General features: G+C 64.7%; 11 protein-coding genes and 4 pseudogenes. 5 read left to right on the forward strand and 10 right to left on the reverse strand.

Annotation, left to right across the window (positions count from 1 at the left end; translation table 11 throughout):
- The 5 genes and pseudogenes from JWP83_RS07445 to JWP83_RS07460 form a co-directional block, all read left to right on the forward strand.
- Positions 1-155: helix-turn-helix domain-containing protein (locus tag JWP83_RS07445; RefSeq protein WP_297728016.1), on the forward strand; the 155-nt coding region annotated here is incomplete at its 5' end.
- An 18-nt stretch (positions 156-173) separates the two neighbouring features.
- Positions 174-281: pseudogene (locus JWP83_RS07450) on the forward strand (DJ-1/PfpI family protein); the annotation flags it as partial.
- A gap of 177 nt (positions 282-458) precedes the next feature.
- A pseudogene (locus tag JWP83_RS31190) lies at positions 459-725 on the forward strand (helix-turn-helix domain-containing protein); the annotation flags it as partial.
- 60 nt (positions 726-785) lie between these two features.
- A complete protein-coding gene (locus tag JWP83_RS07455; protein WP_297727953.1) occupies positions 786-1,427 on the forward strand; it encodes a DJ-1/PfpI family protein in 642 nt (213 codons plus the stop codon).
- Between the two features lie 589 nt (positions 1,428-2,016).
- Positions 2,017-3,051 carry a helix-turn-helix domain-containing protein gene (locus JWP83_RS07460; protein WP_297727956.1) on the forward strand — a complete coding sequence of 345 codons (1,035 nt, stop codon included), beginning with the start codon at positions 2,017-2,019 and terminating at the stop codon, positions 3,049-3,051.
- A gap of 193 nt (positions 3,052-3,244) precedes the next feature.
- Here JWP83_RS07460 and JWP83_RS07465 read toward each other — a convergent pair whose 3' ends face one another.
- The 10 genes and pseudogenes from JWP83_RS07465 to JWP83_RS07510 all read right to left on the reverse strand — a co-directional run bounded on the left by JWP83_RS07465 (position 3,245) and on the right by JWP83_RS07510 (position 15,191).
- A complete protein-coding gene (locus tag JWP83_RS07465) occupies positions 3,245-3,439 on the reverse strand; it encodes a hypothetical protein (protein ID WP_367185590.1) in 195 nt (64 codons plus the stop codon).
- A pseudogene (locus JWP83_RS07470) lies at positions 3,414-5,685 on the reverse strand (MMPL family transporter). The gene JWP83_RS07465 and the pseudogene JWP83_RS07470 overlap by 26 nt, the downstream one beginning before the upstream one ends.
- A 57-nt stretch (positions 5,686-5,742) precedes the next feature.
- Complete coding sequence (locus JWP83_RS07475) at positions 5,743-7,074, reverse strand: cytochrome P450 (RefSeq protein ID WP_297727959.1); 1,332 nt, start codon at positions 7,072-7,074, stop codon at positions 5,743-5,745.
- 93 nt (positions 7,075-7,167) lie between these two features.
- On the reverse strand, positions 7,168-8,289 hold the full coding sequence (locus JWP83_RS07480) for an aminotransferase class I/II-fold pyridoxal phosphate-dependent enzyme (protein WP_297727962.1): 1,122 nt from the start codon (positions 8,287-8,289) through the stop codon (positions 7,168-7,170).
- On the reverse strand, positions 8,289-9,311 hold the full coding sequence (locus JWP83_RS07485; RefSeq protein WP_297727965.1) for a ketoacyl-ACP synthase III family protein: 1,023 nt from the start codon (positions 9,309-9,311) through the stop codon (positions 8,289-8,291). The genes JWP83_RS07480 and JWP83_RS07485 overlap by 1 nt, the downstream gene beginning before the upstream one ends.
- Positions 9,308-9,973, reverse strand: a pseudogene (locus JWP83_RS07490) (SRPBCC family protein). The gene JWP83_RS07485 and the pseudogene JWP83_RS07490 overlap by 4 nt, the downstream one beginning before the upstream one ends.
- Positions 9,954-11,735, reverse strand: coding sequence for a thiamine pyrophosphate-binding protein (locus JWP83_RS07495; RefSeq protein ID WP_297727968.1), 1,782 nt, complete (start codon positions 11,733-11,735; stop codon positions 9,954-9,956). The pseudogene JWP83_RS07490 and the gene JWP83_RS07495 overlap by 20 nt, the downstream one beginning before the upstream one ends.
- Before the next feature lie 64 nt (positions 11,736-11,799).
- Positions 11,800-12,861 carry a 3-oxoacyl-[acyl-carrier-protein] synthase III C-terminal domain-containing protein gene (locus tag JWP83_RS07500; protein ID WP_297727971.1) on the reverse strand — a complete coding sequence of 354 codons (1,062 nt, stop codon included), beginning with the start codon at positions 12,859-12,861 and terminating at the stop codon, positions 11,800-11,802.
- Between the two features lie 63 nt (positions 12,862-12,924).
- Positions 12,925-14,730, reverse strand: coding sequence for an AMP-binding protein (locus JWP83_RS07505; protein WP_297727974.1), 1,806 nt, complete (start codon positions 14,728-14,730; stop codon positions 12,925-12,927).
- The gene (locus tag JWP83_RS07510; protein WP_297727976.1) at positions 14,727-15,191 is read right to left on the reverse strand and encodes an acyl carrier protein; all 465 of its coding nucleotides are present in this window, start codon (positions 15,189-15,191) and stop codon (positions 14,727-14,729) included. Before JWP83_RS07510 ends, JWP83_RS07505 begins: the two co-directional genes overlap by 4 nt.
- Positions 15,192-16,602: the final 1,411 nt, after the last annotated feature.

Below are 16,602 nucleotides of genomic sequence, written 5' to 3' on the forward strand. Positions count from 1 at the left end.
GCACCGAGGCGGCCCGTCGCCAGCTCGAGGATACCGACGACACGGTCACCGTGATCGCCGCCCGTTGTGGGTTCGGCACCGCCGAGACTTTGCGCCGCAATTTTGTTCGACGACTGGGCATTTCGCCCGACCAGTACCGCAAGACATTCGCATAAACGGAACAGGAGATCACAATGACCCAGATCGCGATCGTGGTGTATCCCGGCTACACCGCCCTTGATTTCATCGGACCCTACGAGGTGCTGCGCCATCTGCCCGACGCCGAGGTCCGGTTCGTGTGGCACGATCCGGGGCCGATCGCCGCCGACTCCGGGGTGCTGCTCACCGGCGCCACGCATTCGTTCGACGAGACGCCATCGCCCGACACTGTGTTCGCGGCCTGAGGTGGCCAGTCACACTTCAGTGCTCAGCTCGCAGCCCAACGTCCTGAACGGGACACCCTCGTGCAGCTTGCATCCATGGATCGCCGACCATCTCGGAGACGACCTCTCGGTTCCGGTCATGGCCGCTCGCACCTCCATGAGCGTGCGGAACTTCGCGCGCCGCTCGCCCAGGAATTAGGCAGCACCCCCGCTGCCTATGTCGAGGCCGTCCGCGTGGAAGCGGGACGGCGGTTGCTTGAAACCACCCGCCGTGGACCAACCGACATCGCTCGGGATTGCGGCTTCGGCACTGTCGAGACGATGCATCGCAGCTTCCAACGCACCGACCGAATCACTCCTGGCCAATATCGCCAACATTTCGGCCCACGAACACCCGCCAAAGAACCTGAAAAGAGGACCTCCATGCGCATCGTCATCCCATTATTCGACCGGTTCACTGCCCTGGATGCGGTCGGGCCCTACCAGGTGCTGTCCGAGATCCCTGGCGCCGAGGTCGTCTTCGCCGCCGCCCAGCGTGGCCCGGTCCGTAGCGACACCGGCACGCTCGCCATTGTGGCCGACGCGTCGCTGCAGGAGGTCGACAACTGTGAGGTGCTCGTCGTCCCCGGCGGACCGGGCACCCGCAGGGCAACTACCGACGAGACACTCCTCGGCTGGGTTCGTCGGGTCCACGCGACGACCCAGTGGACCACCTCGGTCTGCACCGGCGCACTAGTGCTGGCAGCCGCCGGACTGCTGCAGGGCCTCGAGGCCACCACCCACTGGGCAGCTGTCGACGAACTCGAAGCGTTCGGCGCCCGCTACACCGCTCGGCGGGTCGTCACCGAAGGCAAAATCGCGACCGCAGCCGGTGTGTCCGCCGGCATCGACATGGCCCTGACCCTGGCCGCCCGTATCGCCGGGGACCACGTCGCCGAAGCGATCCAACTGATGATCGAATACGACCCGCAACCACCTTTCGACCGCGGATCGGTCGCCAAATCGACACCGCAGACCCTCACCCTTAGCGGGTCGCTCCTCGCGAAACGCTTAGCGGGGTGCTAGCGCCCGTTCGGCCGCGGCAGGTTAATAGCTCCGGATCGCCGTCCCGGTCGACTCTTATGACGCTGCTCGCGAAACTCAAACGGTACCGACCCAAAAGTGGCCGGCAACACCGGCATTGCCTGTGCGCTGCTCCCTGCGCAGGCCTACGCGCGAAGACAGTCGAACACGGACGACACCGATCAACGATAAGGCGAAACACATGCCTCCCGCGATTGCACAACCCGTCACGGCACCGCCAGTGGGTCAAAATTCAGATGCCGTCGAGAAACATCGAAGACTGTCGCAATCGAGCCGTACACGGACGCTGACAGGTAGGCGGTGGTTCGCGGTTCCGGCCCACGGGAAGCATTGATGGGTGCTAGCGGTGATGACGTGTCGTCGCTGAAGCCCAATTCTGGTGAAGACGAGGACGGCTACACCCCGCCACCGAAGTCGCGCCACGACAAGGAGCCGACGGCGCCACTTCACAAACCGCTACTGGTGGAGGGGACGTCGCGGCAGCGATGGCGGTTGCACCAATGGGCGGCGCCGACGTGCGCGGTTCAACACCCACCGAACGCAACATCTGTTCGAGAATGGAGGTGCCGTGGTGTCAAGGGGCGGCGAGTTGTGGGCCACCGACGCGGGCACGAGGGACGACGTGGCCGCTCAGTGGGAGCACATCCTGTCGGCCACGTATCTGCCCTGGACGGTCAAGATCCCGGAGCTTCCCGAACGGAACGCGTTTCACGGGTGGGTGCGCCGCTGGTGGATCGATGACCTCTTAATGGCCGACAGCTGGTGCGGACCTTGTTCCGGTAGGCGTGCCCGCCATCAACTTGCCGATACCGAGGGTGAATTCGTCTACATACTGGTCAGCCAGAGGGGGGCTATGACGCTCAGTCAGCGGCACACCGTAGCCACGCTGACACCCGGTAACCTCGCCGTATTCGACACCACCCAGCGGAACCACTTCATCGTCCCGGAGTCATTATCGCTGCGCGGCATGCTGATACCGCGGGCGGCACTGGACGAGGTCGGTGGGCGGTCCTGGATGCGCGATGGGGTCGTGCTCAACCCCACCGCCCCGGCAACACGGCTGCTGATGAGTCATCTAGCCACGCTTAGCGAGGTGGTGCCGGGACTGGGTTCAGCCACGATGGGCGCAGCCCGGATGGCGGCGCTGGAGCTGTTCCTCGGCGCGCTGCGCAGCCACAGCGACGTCTGCTCGGCCGCGAGCGTGCGCCCCGCGCTGCGGGCGTCGATCGAGCGGTATATCGATCGTCATCTGCTCGACGGCGACGTCACGTCTGCTGCTATCGCGACGGCTCATTGGGTGTCGATCCGCACCGTCAACCGCGTCTTCAGCGCCACCGGTCAGACCGTCGGCGAGATCGTGCGCGCACGCAGGCTGGCACGCGCCCGAGCCGAGGTCACCGCCAGCGATCGGTCCATCTCTGTCATTGCCCACCGCTGGGGTTTCTCCGACACCAGCCACTTCAGCCGCACATTCAAGGCCCACTACGGCTATTCACCGACGGACTACCGCAACACCTATCGCTGCGACGGCCCGGTACAGCGACCTGTCGCGCAGGTTCAAGCCCCAGACGCACCCCGTGAGAAGACTAGCGTCACAACAGTTTAAGGCTCATGTGAACGGTCTTGGAGGTGGCCGAGGATGGGACGGGTCCAGCGTCGACTTACCGGAGCCGTTGCCGCCGTGGATCAGAAGCCCGGTGGTCGGTACCGTTATCAAGGTCTGGTGTTGGCCGGCTAGCGAATGCGTTTTTCCGCGCCGGCCAGCGCTTGCAGCGGCTGCACCATCCCCCACCGCCGCATCAAAATGCGGATAGATCGACGGTGGCGTCGGTGCAACGGCGATGGGCCAGCGCGCGGATGAAAACTGCTTTGGCGTTGCCGGTTTCCGGCATGAGTTTGGTGGCGGCGTCGAAGATCTCGCAGTGCAACTGCACGCGGAGGCCGCGCGAGGCGCGCGGACCCGGGGCATCAGAAGTCGAGACTGAGACGCTCACCAGTATCCTGTGCGCGGAGTTGCGCCGGATGCACCGCCTCGCTGATTCCGATCCGCTGGTGCAGCTGGCGCAATGGCCGCGGTGCCCACCAATTGGCGCGGCCCAGCACATGCATGAACGCCGGCACGAGCACCATGCGGACCAGCGTTGCGTCGACCAGCACCGCCATTGTCAAGCCCATGCCCATCATCCGCAGGAACGCCACGTGCGCGGTGATCAGCGCGCCGAACGAAATCGACATCAGCAGCGCCGCGGCCGTCACCACCCGTCCCGTGCGTGCCAGCCCGCGCGCGACGGCTTCGTCGTTGTCGACACGCGTCCGGGAGGGCGATGCGAGCCAGAACTCGCGCATCCGCGATACCAGGAACACCTCGTAGTCCATCGACAGGCCGAACGCGAGGCAGAACAGCAGCACCGGTATGTTGGCCACCAGGGTTCCAGTGGCGGTGGTGCCCAGGCCGCCCAGGTGGCCGTCTTGGAAGATCCACACCAGGGCGCCGAACGCGGCGGTCAGCGACAAGATGTTGAGCGACAACGCCTTCAGCGGCAGCACCACGCTTCCGGTCAGCAGGAAGAGCAGTACGAATGTGATTGCCGCGGTGAGGCCGAGCACGGTCGGGAGCCGCGAGGTGACCGCGCTCGAGCTGTCGTGGTTGATCTGTGCGGTGCCGGTCATTTCCACCGGCCGGCCGGCGGGCGGAGCGACCGCATGCAGCCGGTCCAACTGCGTTTCGGATGCCTGCGAGAATAGCGGCGCCGTGCTCTGGACGGTCAGAAATGCGCTGCCGTCCTTGATCCTGGTCGCCGCCGCCGGGGGGCCGGCGGGCGCTCCGTTGACGAATCTGCCCATCGGAGCCGACACCGACGACACGTTGGGCAGCTGCGACAGCTGCGCGGCGTAACGGCGGAGCTCGGTGGCCGTGACCCCGGCCATGTCGGGGATCACTACGATCACTTCGCGGTCGGAGTCAACTGCGAAGTTGGTGCGCAGCTCGTCTCCGAGCTGGCGTGCCGAGGCCGACTTGGGCAGCACCCGGTCGTCGGGGAAGCCCCATTTGATGCCGAGGAACGGCGAGCCCAGCACGAGCAGCAGCGCGATGACAGCAAGACCTATCGGAATGGCATGCCGCACAATGATTTTGGTCGAGCGGTACCAGAACGTCTCCTCGACCGGGCGACGCTGCGGCTCGGGCCGGCGCAGCAACCGGCGGCCCAGCCGGCGGAGGTCGAGCGAGTCGAGCCGGTCACCCAGCAGCGTGATCGCGGCCGGGGTCACCACGATCGCGGCCAGTGCGGCGAACGCCACCACCGCGACGCCGGCGTAGGCGAACGATTTGAGGCAGTACATCGGGAACAGGGGCATCGCGACCATCGACAGGACGACCGTAGTCGCGGAGAACAGCACCGTTCGCCCGGCGGTGGCCATCGTGCGCACCAGCGCGTTTTCGCGGCTGGTGCCGTCGGCCAGCTCGTCGCGGAACCGGCTGATGATCAGCAGCGTGTAGTCGATCGCGAGGGCTAGGCCCATCGCCACGGTCAGGTTCAGCGCGAAGATTGAGACGTCGCTGACGAAGGTAATCGCGCGTAGTACGGCCATGGAACCGAGGATCGACAAGCAGCCGACCGCGAGCGGCAACGCTGCCGCAAGCAGGCCTCCGAACACCCAGACCAGCACCACGAAGCTCAGCGGGATCGTGATGGATTCCATGTGCAGTAGGTCTTTTTCGGTCTGCGCGTTGACTTGCACGTGGGTCATGGCTTCGCCGCCGGCGCGCACGGTTACCCCGTCGCGGTCGTGCGCGAGCCGGTTGGCGAGCGTCTTGGCGTAGGTCTGCGCACCGCTTTCGCCGCCACCGATACCGGCGATGATTAGCCCGGTCTTGCCGTCCTTGCTAATCAGGGCCGGTGCGATGGACGCCGGCGCGGTCCACGCCGACGTCACGTCGGCCACGCCTTTGGACTGTGCGAGTTGTTCGGCGATGTCCGTGCCGACCGCGCGCGGCGCTGCTGTGCACACCGTCGTTGGACGTGACGGCGATGATCATCTTCATGTCGCCCTGGTCGAACTTGTCGCTGAGCATCTGGGTGGCGTGAGCCGACTCCGCGGTGGGGTCCTGCAAGCCGCCCGCTGACAAGCTTTTCACTACCGGGATGCCGAAGATCGCGGTGGCGATCATCACGAGCACGGCCAGAGCGATGACCCGCCGCGGCGCGGCGATGGCAAGTCGAGCGATTCCTTGCAGCACCGCTGCCTCCTCGATCTCGTACCTGCTCTAACTTGTTCCAAACCCGACCAACGACCTTCACGCGGCGGCGTGTCGATCGAGCACTTCCAGCGTTATTTCGCGGTCTGGTACGGTGGCGATTCCGCGTGGCACCACCCGCGGTGGCCTGCGGCTTCGTTCCATCGGCGGCATCCGAAGCTCGACGGTACGCAGGATCGTTCCGATGGCAACGGCCAGTTCACACAAGGCAAATGAGGCGCCAATGCATCGCCGGCTACCCCCGCCGAAGGGCGCGTACTCAAATGGGGACAAATCTGTGCCCAAAAACCTTTCCGGATCGAAGCGGTCGGGATCCGGCCACATCGATGGATCGAAATGCAAGGCATACAACGCGATACCGACGGTGTCTCCTCGAGAGCACCAAACACCACCAATGGTCAACGGGCCTGCCAATCGCCGCAACACAATCGGAACCACCGGGTGCATGCGCAGTGTCTCTTTAATGACAGCACCGAGATAGGGCAACGCGGGCAGATATTCCGGGGACGGACATTCGGACAGCTCGGCACCCAACCGTTCCCGCACCACATCGTCCCGGTATATGTGGTACAGCGTCCAAGTCAGCGATGTCGCGCTGGTTTCATGACCCGCAGCGAGCAATGTCCGCAGCTGGTCGTACAGCCGCGGCTGGCCGTGTCGGCGATCTTGGTCGTTGGTCGCAGAAAGCAGTGCATCACGCACATCTGCACGCCGAAAACCGCTCCCCCGGTGATGGTCCATGTCCTCGGCCAGAAGGTGGTCGAGGTGGGCCCGAAGCTTTAGCAGGCGCCCCCATGGTCCCCGGCCCGCTATGTCTCGGCGTAATGCCGGCATCAGCATAAGGGGGGCACTGTTGGCCCGCAGCAAATCCTTGACGGCGTGGGCATACTCACCTTGGCGGTGCCGGTCTGCAACACCGAACACGACACGGATGATCACCTGAAGAGCGATGCCCAGCGCGAGCTCTCGCACCGCGATCCGATCACCGGGCCGCAGCGATCGGATCTGTTCCGCGGTCGTCTCCGCTACGGTGCCCAGGTACGCTCTCATCCGCTCACCGTGGAATGCCGGCATGAGCAGAGCCCGTTCGCGCCGGTGCTCCTCACCGGATAGCAAGATCAGCGACCCCTCGCCCACGATTGGCTCGATCGGATTCGGCGAGGGCGCCCGGCACACCGCCGCGGGTATGGTCAGGATGTCGCGGGCTGCCTGCTTCGTCCCGAAGAACAACACCTCGCCCAGGCCTGGGAAGGTCACGACCGTCGGGTCTGTCCGAGCGGCGCGGCGCCGAAAAAAGCCTTCCGGATCCAGGCCCGCCGACACCGCGTGCACCAGACCCATCGATGACCTGATCACCGAGGCTGCCGTCATGTCGCATACTCCGCGGACGGCTGCTGTTGTGTCGAATCACGGCAGCGCCACGTCTCCCACCGCGGCGACATCGGCGCCGCTTTCGCGGCCGCCTCAGAGTTGGGTGCCATGGTCGTGGATTTCGGTGACGTTAGCGTTGCCGTTGAATCGGTTGGGGCCGCGCTCGGCCACGGGTAGCAGCCGGTTTGTCACCGCTTCCAATATCGCCCTGGTGGATGTCCGTCCGCCGATGGTGATCCGAGCGGCGCCGTCGCCGTAGTGGCGAACGTTCAGTCCGGCGTTGTCGAATACGTCTCGCCATGGCAACCGCGAGCCCGGCACGTACAGAAAGTTCGCGTGCCCGTCGATGCTGTAGATGCCCAGCGTGCGCAGCCGTCGCCGCAAATAGCGGCGTTGACCGGTGATGAGCCGGATGCGTTGCCACAGTTGGGCCTCCGCGTGATAGGACGCGGCGACCGCAGCGGCGGCGGTGATGCTCGTGCCGAACGGCAACTGCATGCTCCACAGCCTCTTGGCCAGCTCCGGGGCCGCGAGCCCGTATCCGATCCGCAGGCCCGCCAAGCCGTAGGCCTTCGAAAACGTCCGCAGCACCACGACGTTCGGGAAGCGCCGCACCAGTTCCGGGGCGTCCAACCGGTGCCGGGGGGCGACGAATTCGATGTAGGCCTCGTCGAGCAGTACGACCGTGTCGGACGGCAGCCGGTGCAGGAACTGTTCGACGTCGGCGGCCGATTCCAGTGTGCCAGTGGGGTTGTGCGGTCGGCACAGCACAACCACCCTGGCGTGACTGGCAGCATCGGCCATCGCGGTCAGGTCGTGGTGGCCGTGCCCGTCCAGCGGCACCGTCTCCGCGAGCAACCGGGCCATCGCGGCGCAGATTGGGTATCCCTCGAATGTCGGCGACGTCAGCACGATCCGATCGCCGGGCTCGGTTACGGTGTTCAGCACTTGCATGATCACTCCGGTCGCCCCGGCCCCAACGACGATCTGCTCCCCACCCACCCTGAGGCGGGCGGCGATCACGGCGCGCAACGCTTCGGGCAGCAACTCCGGATAGCGGTTGGCCGCGTTCACGGACCGGGTCAGCGCCGCACGCACACTGGGCAGCGGCGAGAACGGATTCTCGTTGTGCGCCAGCGCAGACGGGTCGACCGCCTCGGGCAGCGCATCGAGGATGCCCGCAGCGATGGCGGTGGCCGGCCTCAGCGACGGCATCACTGCCGACCACCCCAGCGGATCGCGGCGGCGCCGGCGAAGTCGCCGGCATGCGCGAAGGCAGCCATCATCACAACATCGCCGGCTTTAATTTGGCCATCATCGATTGCGGCGTCGAGATTGATCGGGATGCCCGCGGCGAACAGGTTGCCGCACTGGTTGAACGTGTCGCGGTGGCGTTCTGTCGGCAGCTCCAACGCCTCTCGCCAGTTGCGCATCAAAAACCGGTTGGGCTGGTTGGTGACCAGCAGATCAAGGTCCTTGGATTTCACGCCGATGCGGTCGCACACGGCGAGCACGACCTCGGGCACCTGACGGTTGCCGCGGCCCAGCACCTTCAGAATCTTGGCCTCGTTGAAGCCCACGTAGACTTCGCCGCTGCCCGCTTGCCACCACAACCGCGGCGGATCGGAGGCAAGCGTCATGTCGCCGGCGTACGCGCCGTGGTAGCGGCATTCGATATCGAGCACCGGCGACTTGTCGGATAAGGTGAGCAGCCCGACAGCCGCGCCATCACCAGGCACCGCGGACTGGGCGAGCTTGCGAACCTGCTCCTGCTCAAAGAGCTTGCCCGCCGCGTTCTGCGCGCAGGCGATAAGGGCCGTGCGGCCAGCGCCCGAGGCCAACATCTGATGAGCGAGCTTCATCATGAGCACGAAGGCCGCGCACCCCCCGTTGTGCACGTCGATGATGTACTCGGGGTTGATGCCAAGCCGATGGGCGACCTCGCCCCCGGCGCCAACAATCGGCAAATCCGGCATCTGCGAGTGGGTCAGGAGGACGTCGATATCTGCAAGGAGGTCCGAACCGTGCCGGTCCACCAGCCCAAAGACAGCTCGCTCGATCATGTCAACGTTGGACTCATCGAAGCCCGCATGGCGGCGGAATTCGGGTGCGCGGAACATCACGTTGTCGCGCAGCTCATCGGCACCGGCGACCTGCGCGTAGTACTCGGCGCCGATCGGATCGCCGGGCAGGTAGGTGGAGACGTCGATCAGGCTGACACTCATTTCGGCTTTCATCTCATCCAGACCGGCGTCACCGGCAGGCCGTTGTGATGGCGGTATTCGGCAATTGCCTTGAGGTTCTTCAGCTCCAGCAGATGGCCGGCGCCGAACATGTCCCAGAAGTCGCCGACCCACACCGGGCGCTTCGGCGGTGGGGTCTGGGGATACGGGTTTTCGTCGTAGAACGGGTGGTGTCAATTCGTCCACAGCACAACGGAGCCGGGCTTGTCGAGGACCGCCTGCGCGTCGACCACGCGCATCAGGTAGATCATCCACAGGTGCTTGCCCTGGTCCCACGCGCAGTGGTAGTCGACGGTGCGGGCCTCGCGATTGGCCACGGTGCGGGTGTAGATCTTCGTGTCCGAGCCGAGCCGGTCGTAGGCCAGCCACAGGCTCGGCTTCTCGGTTTCGGTGAAGCCCCGCAGGCTGTAGGTCCACTCCTCCAGGCAGCGGGTGTCGGCCAGGTAGTCGAACAGCTCGTCGGGCGGGCAGTCGATGTACTCGTTGACGGCGCAGAACCGGCCGAAGACCTCGTCGTGCGGATACACCGACCGCATCATCTCCATGATGATCGGGGTGGCTTTCTCACGCGGTGACGTCTCGATCCGGAGCAGACCCTCCATCGGCTCACCGCTACCGGTGTGGGTGGTGATGTCCTCAAGCGCTGGCAACGACATCGGCACGGCTCTCCTTTGCGATCGGATTGTTGGATTTGCGAGCCGCTTTCGGTGCGGCCTTGGCAAGAAATGGTGCGAACGGCGGGATTTCGTCGGCCGCGCACTCGACGCACACCACCGACGGGCCCTCGACAGCCAGCGCTGCGGTCATCGCGTCGGGCAGATCGCCGATGGTCTCGACGTCCACCGACGACACCCCGGGGAACATCGAGGCCAGGCCGGCGCCCAAATGCGCTGGGCCGAAACGGTTGTAGCTGTAGAGGTCGTCGTAAAACAGCTGCTCGCGGGTCACGCACATCGCGTGGGCGTTGTTATTGAACAGCACAAACGTCACCGGCAGCCGGTATTCGATCGCGGTGTGCAATTCCATGCCGTGCATGTAAAACGCGCCGTCGCCGGCGATCACCACCGTGCGCCGACGCCCCCCGCGGCCGTGCGCCCTCCCGAAGGCCATCCCGACACCCGCGCCGAAGCTATACCCCATGCCGCCCATGCCCAACGCGACTACGAAACGCCCACCGCGGCGCACCGGCAACCAATGAATCGCCGCCGCGCCGGTGTTGCCGGCGTCCACCACAATGTCGGTTCCATCGCGCAGGACCGCATCCAGCACGCTCATCGCGTCGCGGTACCGCACCCCGGGGCCGTCGAACGGCGGTGTCAGCAGCTGGGTGCGCGCACGGTGCTCGGGCACCCGCACGCCGGCCGGCCGGCCGGGACCGGTCAGGGCCTGCGTCAACAGCGACAGCGAGCCGCGCAGGTCGTCGGTGTGCACATGCGGGCACGCCACGTGCGGCGGCGCCGAACCAATCGAATAGGTTGGCACCTTCGCCAGCGCGTCGTCGAGGCCGGTGCGGGCGGTCACCGACAGACGCGTGCCGACCAGCAGGCACATCGCGCTGTCGGCCACCGCGGCGGCCACCCCGGGGTGACCCATCACACCGGTCACTCCCAGCGCTGACGACGAGCCCAAACCGGGAACGCCGGCGACGTCCTTGGCGTCGGGAACCGTCGCGACCCGCGCCCGCAGCACCGCGCGCAGCCGTTCGAGCTCGGCGCGGGCGTCGTCGCGGGCGATCTGCTTACCCGCGATGATCGTGACCGGCCCGTCCACACGTCGCAGCGCACGCGCGATCGGCTGCGGATCACTCAGCTGAGCCCGGAAGTGGTTGAGACCGCTTGTGCCGCCGTTGTTTCCGACATTGGCCTGCTGGATGTTCTTGGGCAGCAGCAGCACGGCGGGACCGCCGCCGCTGTTGGCCGCGGTGATGGCCTCGGGCAACGCCGAGACGATGTCGGCGGGCGTGGTCACCCGACGGCAAAACACCGACACCGCCGAAAACAGCGCCTCGCCGTTCAGCGCGCCATTAACACCGCTGGTGTCCTGGAAAGCGCCGCGCCCGTCGAGTGTCGTCGGCGGTTGGCCGATCAACGCCAACACCGGCACCCGGCTGGCCAATGACTCCCCCAACCCGGGCACCGTATTCAGGCAGCCACCGCCGGAGGTTGCCGCCACCACGCCCAGCCCGGCGCCACCGCGGCTATACCCGTCGGCCATCGCCGCGGCAGAAAACTCGTGCTTGGCCAGGACGGCGGTGACGTCGGAGTGGAAATGGGCGGCGTCGTACAGGTCTTCGATATTGGCGCCGTCGACTCCGAAGATGTAATCGACGCCAGCGGCCACGAGGTGATCGACAATGAAATCAACCACCCGGCACCGGGATCCGCGCGGTGCTCGAGCATGCTGGTGATTAGCGGCCATACTTTCCTCCCGACAGCAAGTTTCAACAAGATCCACCAGTTACGAGACGAGGTCTCGTGCTGGTTCAAAACCGAAGAACCGCGCCCTCGATCGTGAGCCCCGGCCCGAATGTCAACAGGACACCGTGCTCTCCGCGGTGCGGCTTATCCACCCGCAGAATGTTTTCGAGCACGAGTAGCACCGTGGCTGAGGCGCAGTTGCCGGCGTTGGCGAGCACATCCCAACTCGCACGCAATTGCTCGGGCTTTAACGCCAGCTGCTTTCCCAGCAGCCGAACGATCTTCGGACCACCAGGGTGAATTCCCCAGTGGCTCACATCGCGAGTGGATAGCCCCAGCGGTTGCAGGAGCCTGCGGATGAAGCCATCGATGTTCTCCTGCAGTGCTGCGGGCACACCGGCGGCCAGCGTCATCCAGAAGGACTGGTTGCCGATGTTCAAACTCATCATCGTGTGGTGGTCATACAGCTGCTCAGTGTGCGTGCGCAAAAACTGGATACCGACGCCATCAGGCGCCGATCCCATCAGCATCGACACGCTGGCATCGCCGAAAAGTGCCTGTGTGATCAGTGATTCCGTCGGATCCTCACCGGCCATCGGGGCATTGCGGATGTGGGCTGAGCTGAGTTCAGTGCAGTTGCAGATCACCAACTGATCGGGTCGGGCGGCCACGCTGTCCATCGCGACCTTGATGACGTTGAGCGCCGCATAGCAACCCATGTGGCCGATGAAGGTACGCCGCAGATCCGACCGCAGCCCCAGCTGTTTGGCAAGAAGCAGATCCGGCCCCGGATTGACGTAACCGGTCGAGCAGGCCATCACCAGGCTGCCAATCCGGCGCGGGTCGAAGCCGCCAATCGCGTGTTTGAGCGACCGCGAGGCCACCTCGATGACCGCTTCACTGTGCGCGGCCATCCGGTCCCCGGTGAGCAGCGCGCCGGCGTCCGCCAAATTATCCGGGTCCCACATGATGTAGCGCCGCCGCACACCCGTCGACTCCACGATGCGCTTGGCGAACGGAACTGACGAGGACGTGCTGTGAAAGAAGCGTTCCCAGCTTTCCTGTTGAGTAATTTCAAACGGCGGATACGCCGATGACAGGCTCATCAGCGTCGGCAGCAGGCGCATCGCGCTCGCCGACTGGTGCCCGGACAAGGGTGAGTCAATGGTGCTTTCTCGAAACATGCCGATCTATCCCCGTGTTGCCTGTTGGTCGCGGTTCATCCGACCGTCGGGTTTCTTGGCTGTGAGCCGCGAGAACGTCGCTCGCGCGTGGGAAAGTTCGCCGTTGGCCGCCTGTAGCGCCAGCTTCATCGGGGTGACCTTCTTCGGGGGAGACAGCATGCCCGTCAGCCACTGGATGCGCGCCTCGCGCCGTCGAAACTTTCCGCTTGTGGTCTTGGGCAACGTACCGGGTGCCAGCAACTCCACATGCGCGGGCAGGATGCCCGTGCGCTCCTGAACTCGCGACGCCACGTCTTGCGTCAGCGTTGAGGGGGCGTCGGAAGTCGTCTCGACTAACATTGCCAGCGCTTCCTCATCCCCGTCGGCAGGGACGAACCCGACCGCGGCTGCACAGCCGCTACGAACGCCCGAGAGCCCGTCCAGCGCTGCCTCGAACTCCTCGGGCGCATGGTTGGCGCCCCGCACGACGACGATTTCCTTGTGCCGTCCGCACACGAATAGTTCGCCGTGGTGAATGAACCCGAGATCACCGGAGTCGAGCCAGCCGCCGTGCAGGACCTGATCGGTCAGATCGGGCCGGTCGAAGTAGCCCGCCATGATGCTGGGTCCACGAACGAAGACGTGTCCGACTCGGTCCGGGCGCAACCGCAGCCCGCCGTTATCGCGGATTTCAACCTCAACCCCGGCCAGCGGACGTCCGACGCTCACCACCTCTTTGGCGCCCGGCTTGACGACACCTTCCGCGGCCAGTTTCGCGGCGTCGACGCCAAGGGTGCTGAAGGAGGTGCCCACCGGTTTGAACGTCACCGCCAACGAGGCCTCCGCCATCCCGTAGCACGGTGTCAGCGCCGACGCGCGAAAACCCCAGGGCCCGAATCGCTCACTGAATCGGCGCTGGACTGCAGCGCTGACCGCCTCCGCGCCATTCAGACACAGTCCCCATGAGGATAGGTCTACACCGTTTAGTTCGTCGTCACCGATACGCTTGAGGCACAAGCTAAAAGCAAAATTGGGTGCCGCCGAATGCGTGCCCCGATGTCGTGAGATGGCGCGAAGCCATGCAGCCGGCTGCGCCACGAACAACTCAGGCGGAAGTAGGACAAGGGGGACTGGAACGTAGAACGCGCTCAGCAGATTGCCGATCAATCCCATGTCGTGGTAGAGCGGTAGCCAGGTGACACCGATCGGGTCGCCCGCTCCCATCTCTGGCGTGATGTAGCGCTCGATCGCGGCCAGGTTCCACAGCAGGTTCGCATGGGTTAGGGCCACAGGCTTGGGATCGTGCGTTGTGCCTGACGAGAATTGGATCAATGCCACGTCGTTGGCGGCGGCCTCCACCTCGCACGAGTTATAGTCCCCCAGGCTGGACGCCGTCACACAACCGAGGCGAGGGGCTGAATTTTGAACGGCCACCCCAACGAAGCGGCGGATTCGTTGGTCTGTCACCACCAAGGCCGCGTCCACCGCCGCCAGCATCGCCGCTGTCCTGCGGTGGTACTCGTCAAGTTTTCCCAGCCGGACGGGCGGATACAGCGGAACCGGAATCGCGCCCGCGCAGAGAACCCCGAAGAAGCACTGCACAAAATCTGGCGAGGTCGGCAGGACCAGCGCGACGCGATCGCCCTTCTGCACCCCCCGAGCTCTCAGATCCGCCGCGATCAATAGTGCCTGCTCCCGTATCCGAGCCATCGGGACTTCGCGGTCTTCTTCTTTTCGATTCACAAAGACCAGGCTCACGCCGCTCTGTGCCGCGGCGGCGAGCATCTGGGTCAGTGTCGCGTGCTTCGGATCGATTGCTGGAGCGCTTCTCATGCGCTTTCCCGAAGACGCCGCACAACTAAGTTCGCCAGATCTCTAACCGTGTGGAGATCGTCAGCGTCTTCGGTGTCCAGGGTGATCTCGTAGTGTGACTCGATCTTGAAGACAAGCGACATCACCTTGACCGAATCCAGACCTGCGCTCTGCAGGGACGAATCGGCCGTGAGATCGATAGCTACCACTTCGGCGCGGATGAAGTCGATGATCACGCTGACGACGGCTGCTGCAGTGGCGCCTTTTTCGCTCGGCGGCGTCATGAGAAACAACCTTTGGTCTAGATCGGGGACACGTTCTGGATGCATGTGTTCGTTTTGGCTTGTTCGGCAACAAAATTGGGTATCGAATCGCCAATGCGTGTGAGTTCCCAGGCGGCGAACCCACGTATCGGCCGCTTTATCAGCGGGTGCATGCTGTCCGACGCCCTCGGCGTCGAACTCGGCTTCGCCTGTAGTCATCGGCCACCTCCATCGCTCGTTCATTTCCAGCGTTGCGCCGTTGTAGCTTTAGTGTTGTCGAGCAAGCCGTCTGCAGCTTGAACCTGCGCGACAGGTCGGTGTACCACTGCGTCAGCGGGGAGGTTCGCGGTGATTCGCGTGGCGGTAGTCGGTAGGCGAATAGCCGTAGTGTCCTTTGAAATTCCGGGTGAAGTAGCCGCCGTCCGTGAACCCCAGCGGTGAGCGATGTGCGAGATGGGTCGATCGGTTACCGCCAGGTCCTCACGCGCGGGCAAGCCGGCGCGTACGCACGACCCCGTGGCCATAGGGCGTGCGGATGAGAATCGTGGCGCAGTCATTGTCTGGCACGCCTGGAAGTAATGATCACCAACCAACACGGAGCCGTCGCGGGCCGGCGTCCGCAGACTGCGCTCGACCACGTACCGATTGCGCGCTGGGGGTAACTTGCGAAGCCGTTCAAAGAATCGGTCAACTGTGCGGACGGCGAGCCGTGGGGATTTCTTCACGATGACTACTTCGAGGTCTGCGGGCCCTAGAACCGCAGGCGAACGGCGACGGCGGCCGCGGCGGTCGCGAGTTCTACGGTGGCAGGCACGACGGTTGCTTCCTGCAGTGTCCGTGCTGTCTGGCTGAGGGCCGATGCGGTGACCGTATCACCCTGTGTATCAACGATATACGGCAAATAGATCGAACTGGGTGTGAACCCTACAGAATTCGGCCACAGTTGCCCGGTCCGTGAGCACCTGCGCGACAGCATCATCGGGGCCATCAACTAAGTGCCGTGCGGGTGCGGGTTAGACACGCCGTTGTTCTCATCGAGTCCCTGTCCACGGTCGCGTTATTCCCCAGGGGTAGCCGTCACGTAATTAGCCAGGTTCGGGCGCCGCTGTGGTGTGGGTAACTCGGTGGGTGGTCGGTGTCCGGTGGTGGTGGTGCCGGGTCGTTTCCGGGGTCGGTAGGAGGGCCGTCCATGCCCGGCTCGCGGCGGTTTGGTAGGCGTGCTCGCACCGCAGCGGCTCGACCGTCCGTGGGGGCACGGTGGGTTCGAGCGGGACAGGAACCAGTTGGGGGTGGTCGTGGGTGATGGCTAGCCTGCCACACGATAGACCACTCTGCGGGCGGGTGCAGCTGTATGCACGACTTGCGGCATTGAGGCGCGCACGCAGCGGAATATCGAACCGCAGGTCCTGGTGACTCCCGATGTGCACCGTTTTCATTGTGCGCCAATTGTTTTGGCTGTCTTGAAGCTCCACGTGAGAACCTAGTAATTGCGATCGATTCTCGGTCATTGACGATGATTAAACGATGACAGCAAGAGGGCATGCTGGGCGGATTCATACGGTCAGCGCAACATCTGATGATTCGGGAGGCTGCGATGCCGAGGGGATATCCGGTTTTCAAGGGTAGGACG

Origin of the sequence: Mycobacterium sp. (assembly GCF_025965855.1) — a bacterium.
Lineage (GTDB): Bacteria > Actinomycetota > Actinomycetes > Mycobacteriales > Mycobacteriaceae > Mycobacterium.